This window comes from Aquamicrobium sp. LC103 (assembly GCF_001014615.2).
Lineage (GTDB): Bacteria > Pseudomonadota > Alphaproteobacteria > Rhizobiales > Rhizobiaceae > LBCQ02.
Map to the genome: position 1 here is coordinate 147,281 of NZ_LBCQ02000001.1, position 21,317 is coordinate 168,597.

The 21,317-nt window shown below is 65.9% G+C and carries 19 protein-coding genes and 1 tRNA gene; 17 read left to right on the forward strand and 3 right to left on the reverse strand.

The window, feature by feature from the left end; all coding sequences use genetic code 11:
* Position 1: 1 nt before the first annotated feature.
* From XW59_RS00725 to XW59_RS00770, 10 genes are all read left to right on the forward strand, one after another.
* A complete protein-coding gene (locus XW59_RS00725; protein WP_047147088.1) occupies positions 2–934 on the forward strand; it encodes a hypothetical protein in 933 nt (310 codons plus the stop codon).
* 377 nt (positions 935–1,311) lie between these two features.
* Positions 1,312–3,612 (forward strand): hydrogen gas-evolving membrane-bound hydrogenase subunit E, encoded by a 2,301-nt coding sequence (gene mbhE / locus XW59_RS00730; RefSeq protein WP_137326973.1) that lies wholly within the window; start codon positions 1,312–1,314, stop codon positions 3,610–3,612.
* Positions 3,609–4,007: an MnhB domain-containing protein gene (locus XW59_RS00735; protein WP_047147086.1), complete on the forward strand. Its 399-nt coding sequence runs from the start codon at positions 3,609–3,611 to the stop codon at positions 4,005–4,007. Before mbhE ends, XW59_RS00735 begins: the two co-directional genes overlap by 4 nt.
* A 1-nt stretch (position 4,008) precedes the next feature.
* Positions 4,009–4,410 (forward strand): NADH-quinone oxidoreductase subunit K, encoded by a 402-nt coding sequence (locus XW59_RS00740; protein WP_047147085.1) that lies wholly within the window; start codon positions 4,009–4,011, stop codon positions 4,408–4,410.
* Positions 4,410–5,942: a Na+/H+ antiporter subunit D gene (locus tag XW59_RS00745; RefSeq protein WP_047147084.1), complete on the forward strand. Its 1,533-nt coding sequence runs from the start codon at positions 4,410–4,412 to the stop codon at positions 5,940–5,942. Before XW59_RS00740 ends, XW59_RS00745 begins: the two co-directional genes overlap by 1 nt.
* On the forward strand, positions 5,939–6,271 hold the full coding sequence (locus XW59_RS00750; RefSeq protein ID WP_082137696.1) for a Na+/H+ antiporter subunit E: 333 nt from the start codon (positions 5,939–5,941) through the stop codon (positions 6,269–6,271). The genes XW59_RS00745 and XW59_RS00750 overlap by 4 nt, the downstream gene beginning before the upstream one ends.
* A complete protein-coding gene (locus XW59_RS00755; RefSeq protein WP_047147083.1) occupies positions 6,268–6,567 on the forward strand; it encodes a monovalent cation/H+ antiporter complex subunit F in 300 nt (99 codons plus the stop codon). Before XW59_RS00750 ends, XW59_RS00755 begins: the two co-directional genes overlap by 4 nt.
* Positions 6,564–7,757, forward strand: coding sequence for a monovalent cation/H(+) antiporter subunit G (mnhG, locus tag XW59_RS00760; protein WP_052958265.1), 1,194 nt, complete (start codon positions 6,564–6,566; stop codon positions 7,755–7,757). The genes XW59_RS00755 and mnhG overlap by 4 nt, the downstream gene beginning before the upstream one ends.
* A 55-nt stretch (positions 7,758–7,812) precedes the next feature.
* Positions 7,813–9,228 (forward strand): HAMP domain-containing sensor histidine kinase, encoded by a 1,416-nt coding sequence (locus XW59_RS00765; RefSeq protein WP_052958264.1) that lies wholly within the window; start codon positions 7,813–7,815, stop codon positions 9,226–9,228.
* Positions 9,225–10,538, forward strand: coding sequence for a sigma-54 dependent transcriptional regulator (locus XW59_RS00770; protein WP_047147082.1), 1,314 nt, complete (start codon positions 9,225–9,227; stop codon positions 10,536–10,538). Before XW59_RS00765 ends, XW59_RS00770 begins: the two co-directional genes overlap by 4 nt.
* A 7-nt stretch (positions 10,539–10,545) precedes the next feature.
* Here XW59_RS00770 and XW59_RS00775 read toward each other — a convergent pair.
* Both XW59_RS00775 and XW59_RS00780 read right to left on the reverse strand, forming a co-directional pair.
* A tRNA-Ala gene (locus XW59_RS00775) sits at positions 10,546–10,621 on the reverse strand.
* A gap of 170 nt (positions 10,622–10,791) precedes the next feature.
* Positions 10,792–11,175, reverse strand: coding sequence for a TIGR02300 family protein (locus tag XW59_RS00780; RefSeq protein WP_047147081.1), 384 nt, complete (start codon positions 11,173–11,175; stop codon positions 10,792–10,794).
* 310 nt (positions 11,176–11,485) lie between these two features.
* On the opposite strand from XW59_RS00780, the gene aroA reads away from it, so the two are divergent.
* The 5 genes from aroA (at position 11,486) to rpsA (ending at position 17,324) form a co-directional block, all read left to right on the forward strand.
* Complete coding sequence (gene aroA / locus XW59_RS00785; RefSeq protein WP_047147080.1) at positions 11,486–12,829, forward strand: 3-phosphoshikimate 1-carboxyvinyltransferase; 1,344 nt, start codon at positions 11,486–11,488, stop codon at positions 12,827–12,829.
* Between the two features lie 112 nt (positions 12,830–12,941).
* Positions 12,942–13,238: a hypothetical protein gene (locus XW59_RS00790; RefSeq protein ID WP_136068347.1), complete on the forward strand. Its 297-nt coding sequence runs from the start codon at positions 12,942–12,944 to the stop codon at positions 13,236–13,238.
* 813 nt (positions 13,239–14,051) lie between these two features.
* A complete protein-coding gene (locus tag XW59_RS00795; RefSeq protein WP_047147079.1) occupies positions 14,052–14,756 on the forward strand; it encodes an SDR family oxidoreductase in 705 nt (234 codons plus the stop codon).
* Complete coding sequence (cmk, locus tag XW59_RS00800; protein WP_047147078.1) at positions 14,756–15,406, forward strand: (d)CMP kinase; 651 nt, start codon at positions 14,756–14,758, stop codon at positions 15,404–15,406. Before XW59_RS00795 ends, cmk begins: the two co-directional genes overlap by 1 nt.
* Positions 15,407–15,620: 214 nt before the next feature.
* Entirely contained in the window at positions 15,621–17,324 is a 1,704-nt protein-coding gene (gene rpsA / locus XW59_RS00805) for a 30S ribosomal protein S1 (protein ID WP_047147077.1), read from the forward strand.
* Positions 17,325–17,431: 107 nt separating this feature from the next.
* Here rpsA and XW59_RS00810 read toward each other — a convergent pair whose 3' ends face one another.
* Positions 17,432–18,343: a LysR family transcriptional regulator gene (locus XW59_RS00810; RefSeq protein WP_137326954.1), complete on the reverse strand. Its 912-nt coding sequence runs from the start codon at positions 18,341–18,343 to the stop codon at positions 17,432–17,434.
* A gap of 212 nt (positions 18,344–18,555) precedes the next feature.
* On the opposite strand from XW59_RS00810, the gene XW59_RS00815 reads away from it, so the two are divergent.
* Complete coding sequence (locus XW59_RS00815; RefSeq protein WP_246665969.1) at positions 18,556–19,359, forward strand: ABC transporter ATP-binding protein; 804 nt, start codon at positions 18,556–18,558, stop codon at positions 19,357–19,359.
* A complete protein-coding gene (locus XW59_RS00820; protein ID WP_047147075.1) occupies positions 19,349–21,316 on the forward strand; it encodes an AMP-binding protein in 1,968 nt (655 codons plus the stop codon). Before XW59_RS00815 ends, XW59_RS00820 begins: the two co-directional genes overlap by 11 nt.
* Position 21,317: the final 1 nt, after the last annotated feature.

The following is a 21,317-nucleotide window of genomic DNA, read 5'->3' on the forward strand; positions in this document are numbered from 1 at the left end:
CATGCGGCAGATTCTCGACGCCGCGGCCCGCCACGGCCGCCTGCTGCTGATCGTCGGCCTTGCCGCCGGCATAGCGGCGCCCGACCTCGCGCTGGCGGCGAAGCGGTGGATACCGGAGCTGATCGCGGCGATGCTTTTCCTCGCCGCGCTGCGCATCGGCCCGAAGCAGGCGCTCGGGGCCGCGCGCGATCTCGGCCGATCTGTCGGCGGGGTACTGGTGGGGCAGCTTGCCCTGCCCGTCGGCTTCGCCGCCCTCTGCCTGGCGATGGGATGGACGGGGCCGCTGCCGACCGCGCTGACGCTGATGCTCGCCGCCTGCTCGATCTCGGGCAGCCCGTCGCTCACCATCATGACCGGGCATGATCCGGCTCCGGCGTTGCGGCTGCTGATCGTCGGCACCGCATTGCTGCCTCTGACCGTCCTGCCGGTATTCCTCGTCAGCCCGGCGCTCGGCAGCGGCACGGAGATCGTCGGCGCGGCCGGTCGGCTGCTCGCGGTGATCCTCGCCGCAGTCGCGGGCGCCTTCATTTTCCGCGCGCTTCTTCCGAGGGAACCGTCTCCATCGGCGATCCGCTCGCTGGACGGGATGGCCGCGATCCTGATGGCGGTGGTGGTGATCGGCCTGATGTCGGCCGTGGGTCCGGCCATATACGGCGATCCCCGAGGCCTCGCCTTCAACCTGGCCGTCGCCTTCGCCGCGAATTTCGGCCTGCAGCTTCTGGGCGCGAGATTGGCGCGGCGCTTCGTCGGCAAGGACGCCGCTCCGGCCTTCGGCATCGTCGCGGGAAACCGCAACATCGCGCTGTTCCTCACCGCGCTGCCGCCGGCGACGACCGACCCGCTGCTGCTTTTCATCGGCTGCTACCAGATCCCGATGTATCTGACGCCGCTGCTGCTGGGGCGATATTATGCGCGGGTGTCGAGGGATGGATGAGACGGCCCCGGTTCCCCAAACCCTCGTGGTTCGACAAGCTCACCATGAGGGTTTGGGGCTGCCGCGCCAAGGCGAAAAGAATCGCCGTATCTCTTGCGTCGTCGTGAAGTACGCGCGCATCTCAGCAGCCCTCATGGTGAGCCTGTCGAACCACGCTTGGTGCGCGCCAAGTTCGTGATCAGGACACCGAATCCGGTTCACTTCCGGCAACATCCCCTGCCCGCGATGTTCACTTTCGTTAACACCGCCTCGATCGGACGACAGCGCCGGATGCGATCTAAGTCGCTGTAATAAAAAGAATTTCTCGCTTTTCGAAGCCGAACTGCCGAACTGGCACGAATCTTTCAACGAGGTTTCCGACAACGGAGCCCTGATTGATGATCCTATTCGCGCTCGTCGCATTCTCTTTCGCCCTCGCGCCGATCGCCGGATGGCTCGGCGGGCGGTCGTCGCCCCTCGTGGCGGCGATCCCGGCGCTGCTGTTCGCCGGCTTCGCGGCGATGCTTCCCGCGTTCGGCGGGCCGGGCGAGTTGGGCGAGACGCATCGGTGGATCCCGAGCCTCGGCATCGAGGCGTCGCTGCGGCTCGACGGGTTGTCGCTGCTCTTCGCGCTGCTGATCAGCGGCATCGGCACGGCCGTGTTTCTCTACGCCTCGTCCTATCTCAAGGGTTACGAACGGCTTGCCCGCTTCTACGTCGTGCTCACACTCTTCATGGGCTCGATGATCGGCGCGGTGCTCGCCGACGATCTCGTGCTGCTCGTCGTCTTCTGGGAACTGACCAGCCTCACCTCCTTCCTCCTGATCGGCTTTTCGCCGGAGGAGGCCGCCTCACGCCGCTCGGCGCAGCAGGGCTTCCTGGTCACGGTCGCGGGCGGGCTCGCCATGCTCGCGGGCGTCATCCTGCTCGGCAATGTGGCGGGAACCTATTCGATATCCGGCATCGTCGAGCGCGGCGAAATGGTCGCCGCCCACCCGCTGGCGCCCGCGATCGTCGCGCTGATCGCCGCCGGCGCCTTCGCGAAATCCGCACAGGCGCCACTTCATTCCTGGCTGGCCAACGCCATGGTCGCGCCGACGCCGGTCTCCGCCTTTCTGCATTCCGCCACCATGGTGAAGCTCGGCGTCTACCTGCTCGCCCGCCTCAGCCCGGTCTTCGAGGGCAGCGCGCTCTGGGTAACGCTGCTGACCGGTTTCGGGGCCGCGACCATGCTGGTGGGCGCGGTGCTCGCCCTGCGCGCGACCGACCTGAAGCGTGTGCTCGCCTACTCGACGATCGTTTCGCTCGGGACGCTGGTGCTGCTGATCGGCATTCCCGGCGAAACTTCGTCGATGGCGGTCGTCACCTTCCTGATCGTGCATGCGCTCTACAAGGCCTGCCTGTTCCTCGTCGCCGGCATCGTCGACCACGAGACCGGCACGCGCGACAGCTCCGCGCTCGGCGGCCTGCGCCACACCATGCCGGTCACCGCCGCCGTGGCGCTGCTGGGCGCGCTGTCGATGGCGGGGCTGCCGCCCTTCATCGGCTTCGCCGCCAAGGAGCTCGTCTATGAGACGAGCCTGACGGCCTCGGCCTCGTGGCTGGTCGTCGGCGTGGCGCTCATCGCCAACGCGGTCATGGTGGTGGTGGCCGGCATCGTCGCGATACGCTGCTTCACCGGCGACATGACATCGACACCGCGCACGCCGCACGATCCCGACGCAGCGATGCTTGGCGGTCCGATCGTCCTCGCCCTGCTTGGGGTGGTGTTCGGCGTCGCGCCATGGCTCGTCGGCGCGAACCTGATCCTGCCGGCGGCGAGCGCCATCGCCGGCGAGCCGGTCGACTACACGCTGTCGCTCTGGCACGGCTTCACGCCGATGCTGGCGCTCAGCCTCGCCACCTTCATCCTCGGCATCGCCGTGTTCAGGCGGTGGGACGGCGTGCGCGCCGCGCTCGGCCGTATCCGACAGATCGACGAATGGGGGCCGGACCGCTTCTACGACCGTATCATGGACGGCCTGCAAAGCCTCGCCCGCCGGCAGACCCGCCTCATCCAGTCGGGCAGCCTGCGCGGCTATGTCGGCTACACGCTGTCGGTGACGGCGATCGCCATCACGGCGTCCTTCCTCCTGCGCGGCGGCGTCGCGCTTCCCTCCTTCACCGAGATCCTGCAGCCCGATCTCGCCCTGGTCGTCCTGCTCGCGGTCTCCGCGCTGGCGGTCACCGGGGCGCGCAACTTCGTCTCCGGCATCGCGGCAGCCGGCATGGTCGGCTTCACCGTCGCGCTCGTCTTCCTCTTCCAGGGCGCGCCGGACCTCGCCTTCACGCAGTTCTCCGTCGAGGCGCTCGCCATCGTCATCCTGCTCGCCATCGTCGGGCGGCTGCCGTTCCGCGAGCGCGACTACCGCACCCGGCGCGAGCGCCTGCGCGACGGCATAATCGCCGCCGGCACCGGGCTTACGGCAACGCTGGTGCTGCTCAGCGTGCTGGCGCAACCCTTCGACGGAAGGCTTTCCGACTTCTTCCGCGAGGCGAGCGTTCCGGAGGCGCACGGGCGCAACCTCGTCAACGTCATCATCGTCGATTTCCGCGCGCTCGACACGCTGGGCGAGATCACGGTGCTGGCGCTCGCCGCGATCGCGGCGGCCGCCGTCATCTCGGGCCTGAGGCGCGCAACGAAAGGAACCCGCCCATGAACTCGCTCATCCTGCGCACCACCAGCCGGGCGGTACTTCCGGCAGCGCTTCTCTTCTCCGTCTACGTGCTGCTGCGCGGCCACAACGAGCCCGGCGGCGGCTTCGTCGGCGGGCTGATCGCGGCGGCGGGCATCGCCGTCCATGCGCTGCCGCGCGGGCGCGACGCACTGATGGCGCTGCTGCGCATGTCGCCGAAGACGATCATCGGGATCGGCCTCGTGCTCGGCCTCGCGGCCGGCCTGCCGGCGCTGCTGATGGCCGAGCCCTTCCTCACCCATCAATGGGCGTTTCCCGGAGGCGTGGCGCTCAGCACGACGTTGGTCTTCGACGTCGGCGTCTATCTCGCCGTGGTCGGCTCCGTGCTGACCTTCCTGTCCTATTATCTGGAGAACTGAGATGGAGCCTGCCTTCGCGCTCGCCTTCGGCGTCATGGTGGCGGTCGCCGCCTATCTGGTCATGTCGCGCAACGTGCTGCGCATCGTGCTCGGCCTGCTCGTGCTCAGCAACGCCGCCAACCTGTCGATATTGCTTGCCGGCCGGATCGGCGAGCGGACGCCGCCGCTGGTCGCCGACGGGGACACCTTCATCGCGACGAGCGCCAACCCGCTGCCGCAGGCGCTCATCCTGACGGCGATCGTCATCTCGTTCTCGCTGGTCGCCTTCACGGTGGTGCTGTTCGAAAGCGCGCACCGGCGCCTCGGCACGCTCGATACCGAAGCCATGCGCGAAGCCGAACCGCGCGACGACGAGCCGGCACAGGCGGCCAAGCGGCCGAAGCTGGTCGAGGAACCCGCATGATGAACGCGCATCTGCTGCTCACCCTTCCGATCGCCTTTCCACTCGCCGGCGTGGCGCTCTGCGCGATGCTGTGGGCCAAGCCCGGCGCACAGCGCATCGTCAGTCTCATCGCGAGCTTCGGACTGCTGCTCTCGTCGATCGCGCTTCTCGCCGCGGTTCACGACGGCACGGTGCTCGCCACCCAGTTCGGCGCATGGCCGGCTCCGTTCGGCATCAGCTTCGTCGCCGATATGTTCTCGGCGGCCATGGTGCTGATCACCGGGCTGATGGCGGTGGCCGTCGGCGTCTACGGGCTGGTGGGCGATGCAAAGGCGCGCGAGCAGGCCTTCTACCACCCGCTCTACCAGGGCCTGCTGCTCGGCGTTACCGGAGCCTTCCTGACCGGCGACATCTTCAACCTCTATGTCTGGTTCGAGGTGATGCTGATCTCGTCATTCGGGCTCCTGGTGCTCGGCGGCACGCGGGCACAGCTCGACGCCGGTATCAAATATGTGACGCTCAACCTCGTCGCCACGACGCTGTTCCTGATGGCCGTCGCCTTCACCTACGGGATGACCGGAACGCTCAACATGGCCGATCTCTCGCGCGTGCTCCCGACGCTCGAGAATCAGGGGCTGGTCACCACGGTCGCAATCCTCTTCCTGGTGGCGTTCGGCTCGAAGGCGGCGGTGTTCCCGCTGTTCTTCTGGCTGCCGGCGGCCTATCACACCGCCTCCGCGCCCGTCGTCGCGATCTTCGCCGCGCTGCTCACCAAGGTCGGCGTCTACGCGATCATCCGCTCCTTCACGCTGCTGTTTGACGGCGACGCCGGCTTCACCGGGCCGATCATCGGCGCGGTGGCCGCACTGACCATGGTGACCGGCGTGCTGGGCGCGGCGGCGCATTTCGACATCCGCCGCATCCTCTCCTTCCACATCATCAGCCAGATCGGCTACATGCTGCTCGGCGTCGCGATCGCCACGCCGCTCGCCATCGGCGGCGCGATCCTCTACGTGATCCACCACATCGTGGTGAAGGCGAACCTGTTCCTGATCGCCGGCGCGATCAAGGCGGCGGGCGGCTCGTTCGAGCTGAAGGAGGTCGGCGGCCTCTATCGCCAGCTCCCGTTCCTGAGCGTGCTCTTCCTCATCCCGGCGCTGTCGCTCGCCGGGCTGCCGCCACTCTCGGGCTTCTGGTCGAAATTCGTGGTGATCAAGGCGAGCCTCGACGCCGGCCATGTCGTCCTCGCGGCCACCGGCCTCGTCGTCGGCGTGCTCACGCTCTATTCGATGCTGAAGATCTGGAACGAGGCGTTCTGGAAGGCCGCGCCGGAAGGTGCCGAGGCGGCCCTGAAATCCTGGCGCAACGACGGCGCGACACGCGTCGCCATGCTCGTGCCGATCGTGACGCTGGCGGCGATCACGTTGACCATCGGCCTCTTCGCCGAACCGTTTGCCGACTATTCGATGCGGGCGGGCGAGCAATTGCTTGAAAAATCGGCCTACACCGACGCGGTGCTCGGGCCTCGTTCACTCGCGGAGGCACGGCCATGATCGAGCTGATGAGAAAGACGGGCGCCTGGGCGCGCCTCGTCGCACTGTTCTTCAAGGAGCTCGCGCTCTCGGTCAGGGACGTGACGATCACCGTGCTCAGGCCGCGCCGGCCGCTCCGCTCAGCGATCGTCGCGGTGCCGCTCGACCTGAAGAGCGGCGAGGGCATCACGCTGCTCGCCAACATGATCACGCTGACGCCGGGCACGACCAGCCTGCATGTCAGCGAGGACCGCTCGAAGCTCTACGTCCATGTCATGAATGTCTCCGAGGAGAGCGTACACCAGATCAAGGACGGTTTCGAACGAAGCGTGAAGGAGGTGCTGCGATGAGCGCGGAAGCCGTTCAACTTGCGGGAATCGCGATCGCCGGCGTGCTGCTGCTCGCCGCCATGATCTGCGCCGGCGCAAGGATCATCCGCGGCCCCGGCGGGCCCGATCGCGTGGTGGCGCTCGACATGCTGAGCCTGCTCGGCGTCGCCGCGACCGGCATAGCGGTGCTCGCCTCCGGCTCGACCGCCTTCATCGACATCGCGCTCGGGGTGGCACTTGTCGGTTTCCTGGCCACGGTCGCCTTTGCCGGCTTCATCGAACGCGGCTCGATCAACGAGGAAGGAGACGACGAATGACGACCGCCTGGCTTTCGGCATTCTTCCTGGTCGGTGGCGCCGCCATCTGCCTGATCGCGTCGGTGGGCGTCCTGCGCCTGCCGGACTTCTTCCTGCGCATGCATGCGGCGACCGAAGCGGGCGTCGCCGGCTGCGGGCTGGTGCTGATCGGCGTCGGCTTCGCCTATCCTTCCGTCGACATGTGGATCAAGATCGCGATCGCGGTCGTCTTTCTCCTCCTGACGACGCCGATCGCGGGGCATCTGCTTGCACGCGCGGGATATGTCGCCGGCGTGCCGCTGTGGGGCGGCACGGTCGACGATCAGTTGAAGGGTGAGCTGAGGCGCGGCGATTTCGACCTACCGGCGGCGATGTCGGCGACGGAAAACGCGGCTCGCCCCAAAGGCAGGCGCGAAAGGCGCGCGGTCGAGAAAATCGTGCTGGCGCTCGCCGAAGGGCCCGACGCGAACGCCGCCATCCACCGTGCGATCGAGTTCGCCGACAGCCACCGCGCCGAGCTGCTGGTGCTCGCCATCGTCGACACGAGGTCACTGGAGAATGTCGGGCCGGTGCCCATCGGCGGCAACTTTTACGCGGCGCGGCTGCGCGGCGCGCTGGTGGAGAAGGCGCGGCATGCCCTCGCGGACGCCGTCCAGCGCTTCGAGCAGGCGGCGAATGCCGCGGGCCTCGCTTTCTCCATCCGCATGGAGGAAGGCGATCCGGCAAGCGTCATCGCGGCGCATCAGGGTCCCGGCAGTCTGGTGATCCTGGGCCGCGGCGGCTGGTTCGACCAGGGTTTCGGCGAGAAGAGGATCGAGCCGCTTCCCCATCTGGCACGGCACGGCGTCCGGCCGGTGGTGGGCGTAGGCGGCGAGGGCCAGACGCTGCGCCGCATCACCTTCATCCATGACGGCTCGGAGCAAAGCGATCGCACCTGGGAATGGCTCGTCACGCTCGACCCGTGGCCGGAAGCCGCCTTGCGGCTGGCGGCTGACGACAGGGCGGGCGAAGGCGATCTCGACAGGGCTCGTGCCGCCGCACGAAAGTCCGGAAAGCGCTTCGAGGAGGACGCTTCGCTTTCGGCCGACGGCCGGATCGTCGAATCGCAGATCGTGATTTTCGGAAACGAGGGCCATGGCGGCTGGCTCGGCCGGAAGAAGGCGGCGAGCCACGCCCATCTCGATCAGGTTCCGATCATCGTTTTCGGTTGAGTTCGAACCGAAGGGCTGCGACTCTCCGCCGAAACGACAGTCGGAGAGCGCCATCTTGCAGGTCTTGCCCAGGGTTCCGGTGACGGTGCGGCTGCCGCTGGCGGCGGCGGCGATGATCTTCATCGCGGCGGTGGCCTCCACGCAGATCGCCATCTCCTTCATGGGACGGCAGGCGGACCGCCAGGTCGAGACGCTCGGGCAAGTCTATCTCGACGGGCTTTCGGCGGCACTGCTGCCGCATGTGAGCGAAAGCGACGAAGCCGGAATCCGCCAGACGCTGCAACAGGCGCTGGCGTTTCATCAGGGCGTCGTCGACCGCCGGCTGGCGTTTCTCGACGCGGCGGGCGACACGGTCGCGGACATAAGCCGGCAAGGGATCGAGACCCAGGCGGCGATGCCCGTGGAGGTCGAACAGACCGCCAACGGCATGCTCCGGACCGAGGGCGGCGATGTCTGGATATGGCGCGAACTCGCCGACGAAAACGGGAGCCTGGGGACCGTCGCGGCCAATCTCGACATGTCGTCCTTCGAGGACGGACGGGGAATGCTGCGCTGGCTGCTGCTGCTGTTCGATCTCCTCTTCAGCAGCGTTTGCGCCGTCATCGGTTTCTTCATGGTCAGGCGCATCCAGGCGCCGGTCACCACCATCGCGACCCATCTCTACGAAGCCGCGCTCGGCATGCTGCGCCCCATAGACGAGAAGGCGATACCGGCCGGCGACCGCCAGACCGAGAGGATGTTCCACGCCTTCAACGCCATGGCGCACGCCGCCCACGAGCGTGAAGCGCTTCTCTCCCACCTCGCCGGCCAGGAGCGCGAGGCCGTGCTCGGACGGCTCACCGCGACGATCGCGCACGAGGTGCGCAATCCCCTCGGCGGCATGCGAACGGCCGTGAGCACGCTGAAACGGTTCGGCGACCGACCGGACACGCGCGCGGAAGCGGTCGGCTTCCTCGAGCGCGGCGTGCAGACGCTCGAGGAGGTGGTGAACGCCACGCTGGAAAGCCATCGCGCGCGGCCCGAATGGCGGCCGCTCTCGCGCAAGGATTTCGATGATCTCCGGCTGTTGGTCGAGGCAGACGGCCGCTCGCGCGACGTCTCGGTGGAGCTCGACACCGACATCGCCGACGAAATCCCCGTCGCCGCCCTGGAGGTCCGGCAGGTGCTCCTGAACCTGCTGCTCAACGCGGTTCGCGCCTCCTCGCCCGGCAGCAGGGTGCGCCTTGCCGCAAGCACCGAAAAGGGCGAACTGGTCGTCAACGTGCGGGACGAGGGCGCCGGGCTCGATCCGAAGCTGGCGCATGCCATGGAATCGGGCGAGATGGTGGAGAACCCCGCCGGGCTGGGGGTTTCGGTCGTCATCCGCCTGGTCGAGCGATTGCAGGGCCGCGTGGCGATCGAATCGCGCAAGGGTCTCGGCACCAGCATCACCTTGCGCTTTCCCTTGCAGAAGGTAGGAAACCAATCATGAGCGAGCGGACGGCCCATCTGCTGATCGTGGAAGACGATGCCATCCTCGGCGGCGCGATCACCCAGCGGCTGAAGCTCGAGGGCTTCGAAGTCACCTGGGCGCGGAGCTGCGCGGAGGCGATCGCCGCGCTGAAACGCCGGCGGCCGGATTTCGTGCTGTCGGACATCGTGCTTCCCGACGGCTCCGGCGAAGAGCTCTACCGCGGGGCGCAGCCCTATCTCGGCGACACGCCGATCATGTTCGCGACCGCCTTCGGCGAGATCGATCAGGCCGTTCGGCTGGTCAAGGCGGGCGCCGACGATTACCTGACCAAGCCCTACGACGTGGACGAGCTGGTGGAGCGCATCCGCGCCCGCATCGCAACCAGGACGGCCTCACCGGAAGAAGGCGTGCCGGAGGGCTTCGCCCTATCGCCCGCGACCGAAGCGATCGCCGAGCAGTTGCGCCGCGTCGCCGACACCGACCTGCCGGTGCTGCTCACCGGCGAGACGGGAACTGGCAAGGAGGTCGCAGCGCGCTACCTGCACGATGTCTCGCAGCGCGCTTCCCGCCCCTTCGTCGCGGTCAATTGCGGGGCGACCCCGAAGGACCTGCTCGAAAGCCAGTTCTTCGGCCACGAGCGCGGGGCCTTCACCGGAGCCGCGCAGGCCCATATCGGCTTCTTCGAGGAGGCGGGCGAAGGCACGCTTTTCCTCGACGAGATCGGCGAGCTCGACACGCGGCTGCAGACCGCGCTTCTCAGGGTGTTGCAGGACGGCCGGTTCCGGCCGGTCGGTGCGCGCGGCGACAAGAGCTTCAAGGGCAGAATCGTCGCGGCGACCAATGCCGACCTCGAGCGGATGCGGGCCGGACAGAGATTTCGCGACGACCTCTACTACCGGCTGTCGGTGATAGAGATCGCCATTCCGCCGCTTCGCGAGCGCAGGGACGAGATCCTGCCGATCGCGGTCAAGCTCCTCGGCGACATAGCGGCGCGGCGCGGCGCGCCGCCGCGCGCACTCGCCGCGGACGCGCGCGAGGCGCTTCTCGGCCATGACTGGCCGGGCAATATCAGGGAGCTGCGCAACAGGCTGGAGCGCGCCAGCGTGCTTGCCAGCGGAAGGAGCCTGACGGCAGGCGACATCTTTCCGGAGGCCGTGCTCGATGCGCCCCGGGCCGAAACGCTGGCCGATGCCAGGGAACGCGCCGAACGCGAGCGAATCGAGAAGGCCCTCGCTCTGTCGGGCGGACGCATCGGCGAGGCGGCCAAACGACTCGGAATATCGAGAACGACGCTCTGGAAGCGCAGGAGCAGACAGGGAGGAGACTAGGGGAATTTGGTGGAGCCAAGCGGGATCGAACCGCTGACCTCCTGCATGCCATGCAGGCGCTCTCCCAGCTGAGCTATGGCCCCATTCCAGCCCTTGCGGGCATTTCCGTTTCCGGCTGAGACCGGCGCGCCACTGTGTCGTTCGCGCCGATATCGAGGCGGCTTCTAGCGCCGCCGCTCGCGAAGATCAAGCCCTCACGAGAACTACTTTTGCACGTCCCCCGACCAACCGCGCAAAAGCAGGCCTTTCCGGCTCAATGCTCCTCGTCGTCGTCGTCGACGCTGATGATGCCGGAGACGTCGTCCTCGTCTTCCTCGTCATCGGCAAGGAAAGTATCGTCGTCGTCGCCGAGATCGACGTCGTCGTCATCGTCGTCTTCCAGACCCGGCAGATCGTCGCCGCCCTTCGCTTCCTCGTCGGCCTCCTCGAGCGATACGACCTCCGCGCCTTCCTCGGCGTCGAGTTCCTTGTCCTCGAGTTCCTCTTCTTCCTCGATCCGCGAATTGCCACTTTCGAAATAGGACCGCGGATAGCTGACGCCCGTGTAGGGCGACACGATCGGGTCCTTGTTCAGGTCGTAGAATTTGCGGCCCGTTTCCGGGCATATGCGTTTGGTGCCGATATCGGGTTTAGCCACGGTGCTGCCTCATCATCCATACAGTCGGGAACCACCTGTTCCGGCGGTATCCGCAGGGACATTGCAAGGGGCGATAGCCCTGTCCTCGTGAAAAAAAGTCCGGTCCCCTTAAACACAAGTTGGCGTGCTGTCAAAGCCTATGTCAACAGGCTTCTTGTCAATGCGCGAACCTGCGCCAAATCGCCATTTTCCCGACATCTTTCGGCATTCGCACGAGGGGATGACCACGACGCGCCACCGTGATAGGAGAGCCCGCGACGATCCGCCACTTTCAAGCCATTGCCCGGCTTGCGCCTGCAAGGACCTTTCCATGAGCCACGCTTCCACCCCCCTTCCCGCCACGGCATCGAAATCGGAGGCGCTTTCCGGGCAGGTCAGGGTTCCCGGCGACAAGTCGATCTCGCACCGTTCGTTCATGTTCGGCGGACTTGCCTCCGGCGAGACCCGCATCACCGGGCTTCTCGAAGGCGAGGACGTGATGCGCACCGGCGACGCGATGAAGGCCATGGGTGCGCAGATCGCCAAATCCGGCGACGAGTGGATCATCCAGGGCGCCGGCAACGGCGCGCTGCTCGAGCCGCAGGGCCCGCTCGACTTCGGCAATGCCGGCACCGGCGCGCGCCTGACCATGGGCCTCGTCGGCACCTACGACATGACGACCACCTTCGTCGGCGACGCCTCGCTTTCCAAGCGCCCGATGGGCCGCGTGCTCGATCCGCTGCGCGAGATGGGCGTCCAGGTGGTCGAAGCCGCGTCCGGCGACCGGATGCCGCTCACCCTGCGCGGGCCGAAGCGCGCCGCGCCGATCTCCTACCGGGTGCCCATGGCCTCGGCGCAGGTGAAATCGGCCGTGCTGCTCGCCGGCCTCAACACGCCGGGCATCACAACCGTGATCGAGCCGGTGATGACGCGCGACCACACCGAGAAGATGCTCAAGGGCTTCGGCGCGAACATCGAGGTGGAGACCGACGGCGATGGCGTGCGCCATATCCGCATCGAAGGCGAGGGCAAGCTGACCGGCCAGACGATCGCCGTGCCGGGTGATCCCTCCTCGGCGGCGTTTCCGCTGGTGGCCGCGCTGATCGTGCCCGGCTCGGACGTCACCATCCGGAACGTGCTGATGAATCCGACCCGGACCGGCCTCATCACCACGCTCCTGGAAATGGGCGCCTCGATCGAGCTTCTGAACGAGCGTAAGGCGGGCGGCGAGGACGTCGCCGACCTCAGGGTGCGCGGTTCGGAGCTGCGCGGGGTGGTGGTGCCGCCGGAGCGCGCGCCGTCGATGATCGACGAATATCCGGTGCTGGCGGTGGCGGCCTCCTTCGCCGAAGGCGAGACGCTCATGGAAGGGCTCGACGAATTGCGCGTGAAGGAGAGCGACCGGCTGGCCGCGGTCGCGCGCGGGCTTGAAGCCAACGGGGTCGACTGCAGCGAGGGCGAGGCCTCGCTTTCCGTGCGCGGCAGGCCAGGCGGCAAGGGTCTCGGCGGCGGCACGGTCGCGACCCATCTCGACCACCGCATCGCGATGAGCTTCCTGGTCATGGGGCTAGCCTCGGAAAAGCCGGTGACGGTGGACGACCGCGCCATGATCGCCACGAGTTTTCCGGAGTTCATGGACCTGATGACGGGGCTGGGGGCGCGGATCTCTGTCTGACCGGTTCTGACCCGCAAGAGACTGGCTGAGACGCACCTCACCAGAAGCATTTCATTTATCCACGTAGGAATATCATCCTTCAGAATTGAAGCGTCCAAGAAAGGGTGCTTCAATGTCGAACTTCAATTCTTCCAACTTCCCGCAGAGACCCGAACTGCAGTTTCGGTTCGCCGCCTTGAAATTCAAGCTGATGCTGCTGGGGAAGGCCAACTTCAATCCCAATCAACCACGCGTTCCGGCTGGATCTCCGGAAGGCGGCAATGGACGAGCACCGACGGGAACTCGGCCAACTCTGTTCGAGCCGATCTTCCCGCGCAACGTACCGTGCGCGATAGAACAGGCGAACAGCCCTGGTCATCCTATGTCGACCACTTTCATCCAGATGGTTCCATCGCGTCTCGTACGGTGACAAACCGTAGCGGCAGCAAGATAATTTCGGAATATGCGTCACCTAGCATAGAGAAGAATACCGTTTCTCCGCCAAATGGATCGCGCATCACTTTCGAAAATGACAAAGATACCCAGCGGACCCTTGATGAAAATGGAAATCTTCTTAGCGAAACTGTAATAACGCTTGATGGATCTGCCCTGCAGTCCATTGCCTTACCAGCGTTCTTCGACTCACAAAGGCCACGGCGCTCGCCCAGTCCCCATACCTATCCCGCCGAGGTCATCCTTGATGCCGCTGTCGAACTATACAACTGGTGGCTGAGCACGAAGGAACCCAGTGAGGAGATTGTCTTTTCATTCAGGGCCGACAAGCTGGTGCCTAATCCAGGGGAGCCGCCACTTTGGATATCAGGGTTAAAGCGAGAAGAGGTGGAAGAATCATGCCCGAGATTTCCACTTGTGCAGACGCTAGCAAGCGAAGCTGCAAATTCACTTAATCCAACCACTTCAAAAATAAAGGCGAGTCGGAATACAAGGACTGGCTGAAACGATCCGGCTCGGCCTAGGCTGGACAACAGACCCTTGCCTTTTCATCGTGTCTCCGGTTGAAGCAGGACATGATTTACGTGTGTCCTTCGAGGCTCCCCTTCGACAAGCTCAGGATCGCTCCTCAGGATGAGGAAGGTCATTGTTTGCGATGCCAAGTTTTGAGACGTTCGCCTGTCACCCGTATGGTAAGGCCTTAGAATCTGGCATTTGGAAACGCACTACCTCCCTCATCCTGAGGAGCGAGCGTAGCGAGCCTCGAAGGACGCACAAAAGGAGATAGCGGATGACCCAAGGAAAAGTCGCGATGATCGTCGCCGGCGGCAGCGGCATGGGCGCCGACGCCGCGCGCAGGCTTGCCGCCGACGGCTTTTCCGTCGCCATCCTCTCCTCCTCCGGCAAGGGCGAGGCGCTGGCGCGGGAGCTGGGCGGCCTCGGTTTCACAGGCTCCAACCTCTCGGTCGACGACCTCACCCGCTTCCGCGACCTGACGCTCGAGCGCTTCGGGCGCATCGATGCGGTGGTCAACGGCGCGGGCCACGGGCCGAAGGGCGACATCCTCGACATCTCCGACGAGGACTGGCATCTCGGGATGGAATTCTACCTTCTCAACGTCGTGCGCATGGCGCGCCTCGTCACGCCCGCCATGCAGGCGCAGAAATCCGGCTCGATCGTCAACATCTCCACCTATGCCACCTTCGAGCCGGAAGCGGCGTTCCCGACATCGGGCGTGTTCCGCTCCGGCCTCGCGGCCTTCACCAAGCTCTTCGTCGACCGCTACGCCGCCGACAACATCCGCATGAACAACGTGCTGCCGGGCTTCATCGATTCCCTGCCCGAAAAGGAGGATCGCCGCCAGCGCATCCCGATGGGGCGCTACGGCCGCGCCGAGGAGGTCTCCGAACTGATCCTCTTCCTCGCCTCCGACAAGTCGAGCTACGTGACCGGCCAGAACATCCGCGTCGACGGCGGCATCACGCGGTCGGTGTGATGAAAAGACCCTTCGTCATCGCCATCGACGGTCCCGCCGCCTCCGGCAAGGGCACGCTCGCGCGCAGGCTGGCGGCCGCCTACGGCCTGACGCATCTCGACACCGGGCTCAGCTATCGCGCGGTCGCGCACGTCCTGCTGCGGCACGGGCTGCCGCTGGAAAACGCATCGGCGGCGGAGACGGCGGCGCGTCAGCTCGACCTTTCCGGGCTCGACCGCGCCACCCTTTCCACCCATGAGGTGGGCGAGGCGGCCTCGAAGATCGCCGTGATGCCGGGGGTGCGCCGCGCGCTCGTCGAAAAGCAGCGCGAATTCGCCAACACCCTGCCCGGAGCCGTGCTCGACGGGCGCGACATCGGCACGGTGGTCTGCCCGGATGCGGACGTGAAGCTATACGTGACGGCAGCCGCGCGGGTGCGGGCGGAGCGGCGCTTCCGCGAAATCCTCGCGGGCGGCGGCGAGGCGGAATATGCCGAAATCCTCGCCGACATAGAACGGCGCGACGCGCGCGACATGGGCCGCGCGGACTCGCCGCTGAAGCCGGCGGCCGACGCGCACTTGCTTGATACGTCGCAAATGGATATAGAGACCGCGTTTCTCGCGTCGAAAAAGCTGATAGACGAGGCTTTCGCAGCGAAAAACAAGACCTGAGACGACAAGCGGCGCCAGCTTCCCTTGCGGAAGGCCGATGCGCCGCTTATCTCTTTTTGGTCGAAACCGGTCCGCCGGCGTCCCTGTGCGCCGGAAATGCCGCTTATGCGGCCAATCGATCCCGGAAGGGATCGAGATGTCGGCGGGTCATACGCAACGCTAACCCACGGCGCAGCCCGTCTTTCCTGAAGGACACGGGCACCCAGGAGCACACATGTCCAACGCAAATCCCTCCCGCGACGATTTCGCCGCCCTTCTCGACGAGTCCTTTTCCGAAAGCCACTCCGCCGAAGGTTCGGTCGTCAAGGGCATCATCACGGCCATCGAAAAAGACATGGCCATCATCGACGTCGGCCTGAAGGTCGAGGGCCGCGTGCCGCTGAAGGAATTCGGCGCCAAGGCCAAGGACGGCCAGCTCAAGCCGGGCGACGAGGTCGAGGTCTATGTCGAGCGCATCGAGAACGCGCTGGGCGAGGCCATGCTGTCGCGCGAGAAGGCTCGCCGCGAAGAGAGCTGGGTCAAGCTCGAAGAGAAGTTCAACAAGGGTGAGCGCGTCGAAGGCGTCATCTTCAACCAGGTCAAGGGCGGCTTCACGGTCGATCTCGACGGCGCCGTCGCCTTCCTGCCGCGTTCGCAGGTCGACATCCGTCCGATCCGCGACGTCACCCCGCTGATGCACAATCCGCAGCCCTTCGAGATCCTCAAGATGGATCGCCGCCGCGGCAACATCGTCGTGTCGCGCCGCACGGTTCTCGAGGAGAGCCGCGCCGAGCAGCGCTCCGAGATCGTCCAGAACCTCGAAGAGGGCCAGGTGGTCGAGGGCGTGGTCAAGAACATCACCGACTACGGTGCGTTCGTCGACCTCGGTGGCATCGACGGCCTGCTGCACGTCACCGACATGGCATGGCGCCGCGTCAACCATCCGACCGAGATCCTCAACATCGGTCAGACGGTCAAGGTGCAGATCATCCGCATCAACCAGGAAACCCACCGCATCTCGCTCGGCATGAAGCAGCTCGAGAGCGATCCGTGGCAGGACATCGGCACCAAGTTCCCGATCGGCAAGAAGATCAAGGGCACGGTCACGAACATCACCGACTACGGCGCGTTCGTCGAGCTGGAGCCGGGCATCGAAGGCCTCATCCACGTCTCCGAGATGTCCTGGACCAAGAAGAACGTCCATCCCGGCAAGATCCTGTCGACCACGCAGGAAGTCGAGGTCGTCGTTCTCGAGGTCGATCCGGCCAAGCGCCGCATCTCCCTTGGCCTCAAGCAGACGCTCGAGAATCCGTGGGAAGTGTTCGCCCGCAACCACCCGACCGGTTCGGTCGTGGAGGGCGAGGTCAAGAACAAGACCGAATTCGGCCTGTTCATCGGCCTCGAAGGCGACGTGGACGGCATGGTCCACCTTTCCGACCTCGACTGGAGCCGTCCGGGCGAGCAGGTCATCGAGGAGTACAACCGCGGCGACGTGGTGAAGGCTCAGGTTCTCGACGTCGACATCGAGAAGGAGCGCATCTCGCTCGGCATCAAGCAGCTTTCGCGTGATTCCGTCGGCGAGGCCGCTGCTTCGGGCGAGCTGCGCAAGGGCGCGGTCGTCACGGCCGAGGTCACCGGCATCAAGGATGGCGGCATCGAGGTTCGCCTCGTCGACCACGACATCGATACCTTCATCAAGCGTTCGGACCTCTCGCGCGACCGCGACGAGCAGCGCCCCGAGCGTTTCGCGACCGGCCAGAAGGTCGACGCCCGCGTCATCGCCTTCGACAAGAAGACCCGCAAGCTGCAGGTCTCGATCAAGGCGCTGGAAATCGCGGAAGAGAAGGAAGCCGTCGCGCAGTACGGCTCGACCGACTCGGGCGCTTCGCTCGGCGACATTCTCGGCGCCGCGCTCAAGAAGGCCAACAAGGAAGACTGATCGGGTTGCGCGCCTTCCCGGCGCGCTTCCCCTCGCAAAGACCCCGCCGGAGCGATCCGGCGGGGTTTTTTCTTGCGCGATGGCAATTTGTGGGGGGATTGGGCGAGCTAGGCGCTCTTCAAAATCCCCTCCGGAGTCGCGGTTTCCGCTATCAGGTCGATCAGCTTGCGCCCCAGCGGGCCCGGCTGGCGGTCCACCGGCCATACGGCGCCCAGCGAGCGGGTCGGATGAAGCTGCGCGTCGATGCTGCGCAACAGGCGGACCGTGCCGGCGCGCAGTTCCTCCTCGAAGAAGAATTCGGTGGCGAAGCACCAGCCGAAGCCGTGGCGGATCATCAGCCGGATATGCTCCAGGTCGTTGGCGGTCCATACGTCGGAACTGAAGGTGCGGCCGCTGCGCTCCATGTCCACGGCATGAGAGCCGACATAGTAGATCTGCCGCTCGCCCTCGAAATCCGACATCGTAAGCGGTCCCGGCTGGCGGGCGAAGCGGTGGGACGAGGCCACCGCCGGGCTGAGGCTGACCTGCCGGAACGATCGCCCTTCCATGCCGATCGGAAGGGCGGCGAGCAGGGCGAGGGCGAAATCGACGTGCCCGTCGCGCAAATCGTCCCACAAGGTGTTGAGCGAGCTGGTGAAGAATTGCAGCCGCGCCCGCTCGTGCTCGCGCGTGAATTCCTTCAGCGCCTCGTGCAGGGCGGCGATCGGAAAGAGGACGTCGACCGCGATGCGGATGCGCGTCTCCTCGCCCTTCTCCAGCGTCGAGGCATGCGAGGAGAACCGCCGCGCCCGCTCCACCACAGCTCTCGCCTCGGCATAGAGCGCGCGGCCCCTTTCGGTGAGTTCGGCGCGACGGGCGCCGCGCTCGAGCAGCGGGAAGCCGCAATGGGCTTCGAGCTGCGCAAGCGAATAGCTCACCGAGGAAACGGCCCGCCCAAGCTCGCGCGCGGCGGCGGAGAAGCTGCCCCTGTCGGCAACCAGGATGAAAGCGGACAGGTGATCGACCAGGTTCGGGTGCATTCAAATTTTTCGAACAAAGTTTACGATACTTTCCATATTACCAGAAAGTCTATGTCCTGCTAGCGTCTTGTCAGCCTGATCGAATTCGGGTCATTCATGCAAGCTTTGGGAGGAGCACGCGTGGCGCGGAAACAAATCTCACTGCGAATCCGCCATCCATTCAGCGTCACCCGGCCTGTCTCGCCGAAGATCGAGCCGGGGCGTCTGACGGCATGATGGAAGGGCGCATCAGACCCGCGCACGAGCCCGTTCTCGTCTGCGAAAACGTCAGTCGCTGGTTCCAGGGCGTTCACGCGCTGAAGAACGTCTCCGTGACGATCGGCAAGGGCGAGATCTTCGGCCTCGTCGGGCCGAACGGCTCCGGCAAGACAACGCTCGTCAACGCCATCACCGGCTTCTATCCGCCGCAGCAGGGCAAGATCCTGTTCGAGGGCAAGCAGATCAACGGGCTGAAGCCCTATCGCATCGCCGAAGGCGGCATCGCGCGTACCTTCCAGAACGTCGCGCTCTTCCGCGGCATGAGCGTACTCGACAACATATTGATGGGCCGCCACATCTTCATGCGCCCCAACCCGCTCGCCTCGCTGTTCTACTGGTGGTGGGCGCAGAAGGAAGAGATCGCGCATCGCCGCAAGGTGGAGGAGGTGATCGACCTCCTGCAGCTCGAAAGCGTGCGCGACGAGCATGTCGACGTCATTCCGCTCGGCCTGCAGAAGCGCGTCGAGCTCGCCCGCGCACTGAGCGCCGAGCCGCGCATGCTGGTGCTCGACGAGCCGATGGCCGGCATGAACCAGGAAGAGAAGGAATACATGGTCCGCTTCATCCTCGACGCGCAGGACGCGCTGGGGCTGACGGTGCTGATCATCGAGCACCACATGGACGTCGTCACCGCCATCTGCGAGCGCGTGCTGGTGCTCAACAACGGTTCGGCGATCGCCGAGGGCCCGGCGCGCCAGGCGATCTCCGATCCGCAGGTGGTCGAGGCCTATATAGGAAAGACGCGCGATGCAGCTTGAGGAGACGAAGGCCGCCGACGCCGCCCGCCTGCACCCCGGCTGGAAACGGGACGACCATCTGCTCGCGCTGCTGGCGCGCAACGCCAGGGAGCGCCCAACCGAAGTCGCCATGCGCGAGCGCGACCACGGCATCTGGCAGGAATATAGCTGGGCGGAGTATCTCGACACCGTCGTCTCCTTCGCGGCGGGTCTGGAGGAGAAGGGCGTCGGCCCCGAGGACCTCGTGCTGGTGATCGGCGACAACCGGCCGAACCTCTATTTCTCGATGCTCGGCGCGATCTGCCTGCGCGCCATCCCCTCGCCCGCCTATCCGGACACGCCGCCGGAGGAGATCGTCGGGCAGCTCAAGCGCGAGGGTATCCGGGTGGCGATCGCCGAGGACCAGGAGCAGGTCGACAAGCTTCTGGGCGCGCGCGAAAGCCATGGCGAGCCGCGCCTCATCATCTATGACGACCCGCGCGGCCTTGCCGGCAAGGAGCCGGAAGGCGTCGTCGCCTTCACGAGCCTGCTGGCCAGCGGCCGTGAACGCTTGCAGCGCGAGCCGGGCCTGCGCGAAGCGCTGCTTGCGCGACCGAGCGTGCACGACGTGGCGATCCTCCTGCACTCCTCGGGCACGACCGGCGTGCCGAAGGGCATCCCGCTGAAACACGGCCACATGCTGTCGGGCGTCCGCAACGCCGCCGCGGCCGGCTATTTCCAGCAGGGCGAAGTCCACATGGCCTACCTGCCCATTGCCTGGGTGGGCGACTTCATCTTCTCGGTCGCCGCGGCGCTTGAGCTGCGTTTCACCGTCAACATTCCCGAGGCGCAGGAGACGGCGCTGCACGATCTGCGCGAGATCGCGCCGACGCTCTATTTCTCCTCGCCGCGCGCGTGGTCGGCGATGCTGACGCGCATCCAGGTCGGCATCGCCGAATCGACCCCCTTCAAGCGCTGGCTCTACGACCGCTTCATGCCCTTCGCGCTCGACCTCGAACGGGCACGGCTCGACGGCCGCAAGCCGGGGCTTCTCGACCGGCTGCGTCACGGGCTCGGCGAGCTGCTCGTCTACGGGCCGATCAAGGACCAGCTCGGCCTTTCGCGCGTCGAGCGGCCCTATACGGCCGGCGAGGCGATCGGCGAGGACGTGTTCCTGTTCTTCCGCGCGCTCGGCCTCAACCTGCGCCAGTTTTACGGGCAGACGGAAAACTGCGCTTTGGCCGTCGCCCAGGCGCCGGAGGACATCAGCCTCACCACAGTCGGGCGCCCCTTCCCCGGCGTCGAGGTCAGGATCGACGACAGCGGCGAGATTCTCGTTCGCGGCGACAACGTCTTCGACGGCTATTTCGAGGACGACGCGGCGAGCGCGAAGTCGCTGCGGGGCGGATGGCTGCATACGGGCGACGCCGGCCAATTCGACGAGGACGGCCAGCTCGTCGTGCTCGGTCGCGTCTCGGAGGTAGTGCACACCCGTGACGGTACGCGCTACATCCCGACCTATCTCGAAAACCGGCTGAAATTCAGCCAGTTCGTCAAGGATGTCTGCATCGTCGGAGCGGGCCGCGACTTCCTCTCGGCAATCGTCTGCATCGACCTCCATGCGGCCGGGCAGTGGGCGCAGGAGAACGGCGTTTCCTACACCTCCTATGCCGAGCTGTCGCAGAGCCCGGCGATCTACGACCTCGTCCAGGGCATCGTCGGCAAGCTAAACGCCATGCTGCCGGCGGGTCTTTCGATCAGCCGCTTCGTCAATCTCCACAAGGAGTTCGATCCGGACGACGGCGAGGTGACGCGCACGAGGAAGCTGCGGCGCGACGTGATCGACCAGCGCTACGCGAAGATCATCGAGGCCGTCTATGCCGGCGACGAGGAAATCGATTTCGAGGCGCAGATCACCTACGAGACCGGACAGACCGGCGTGATCGCGCGCAAATTGAGCATCCGGACACTGGAACCGGCCACGGGCGGGAGGGGCTGAA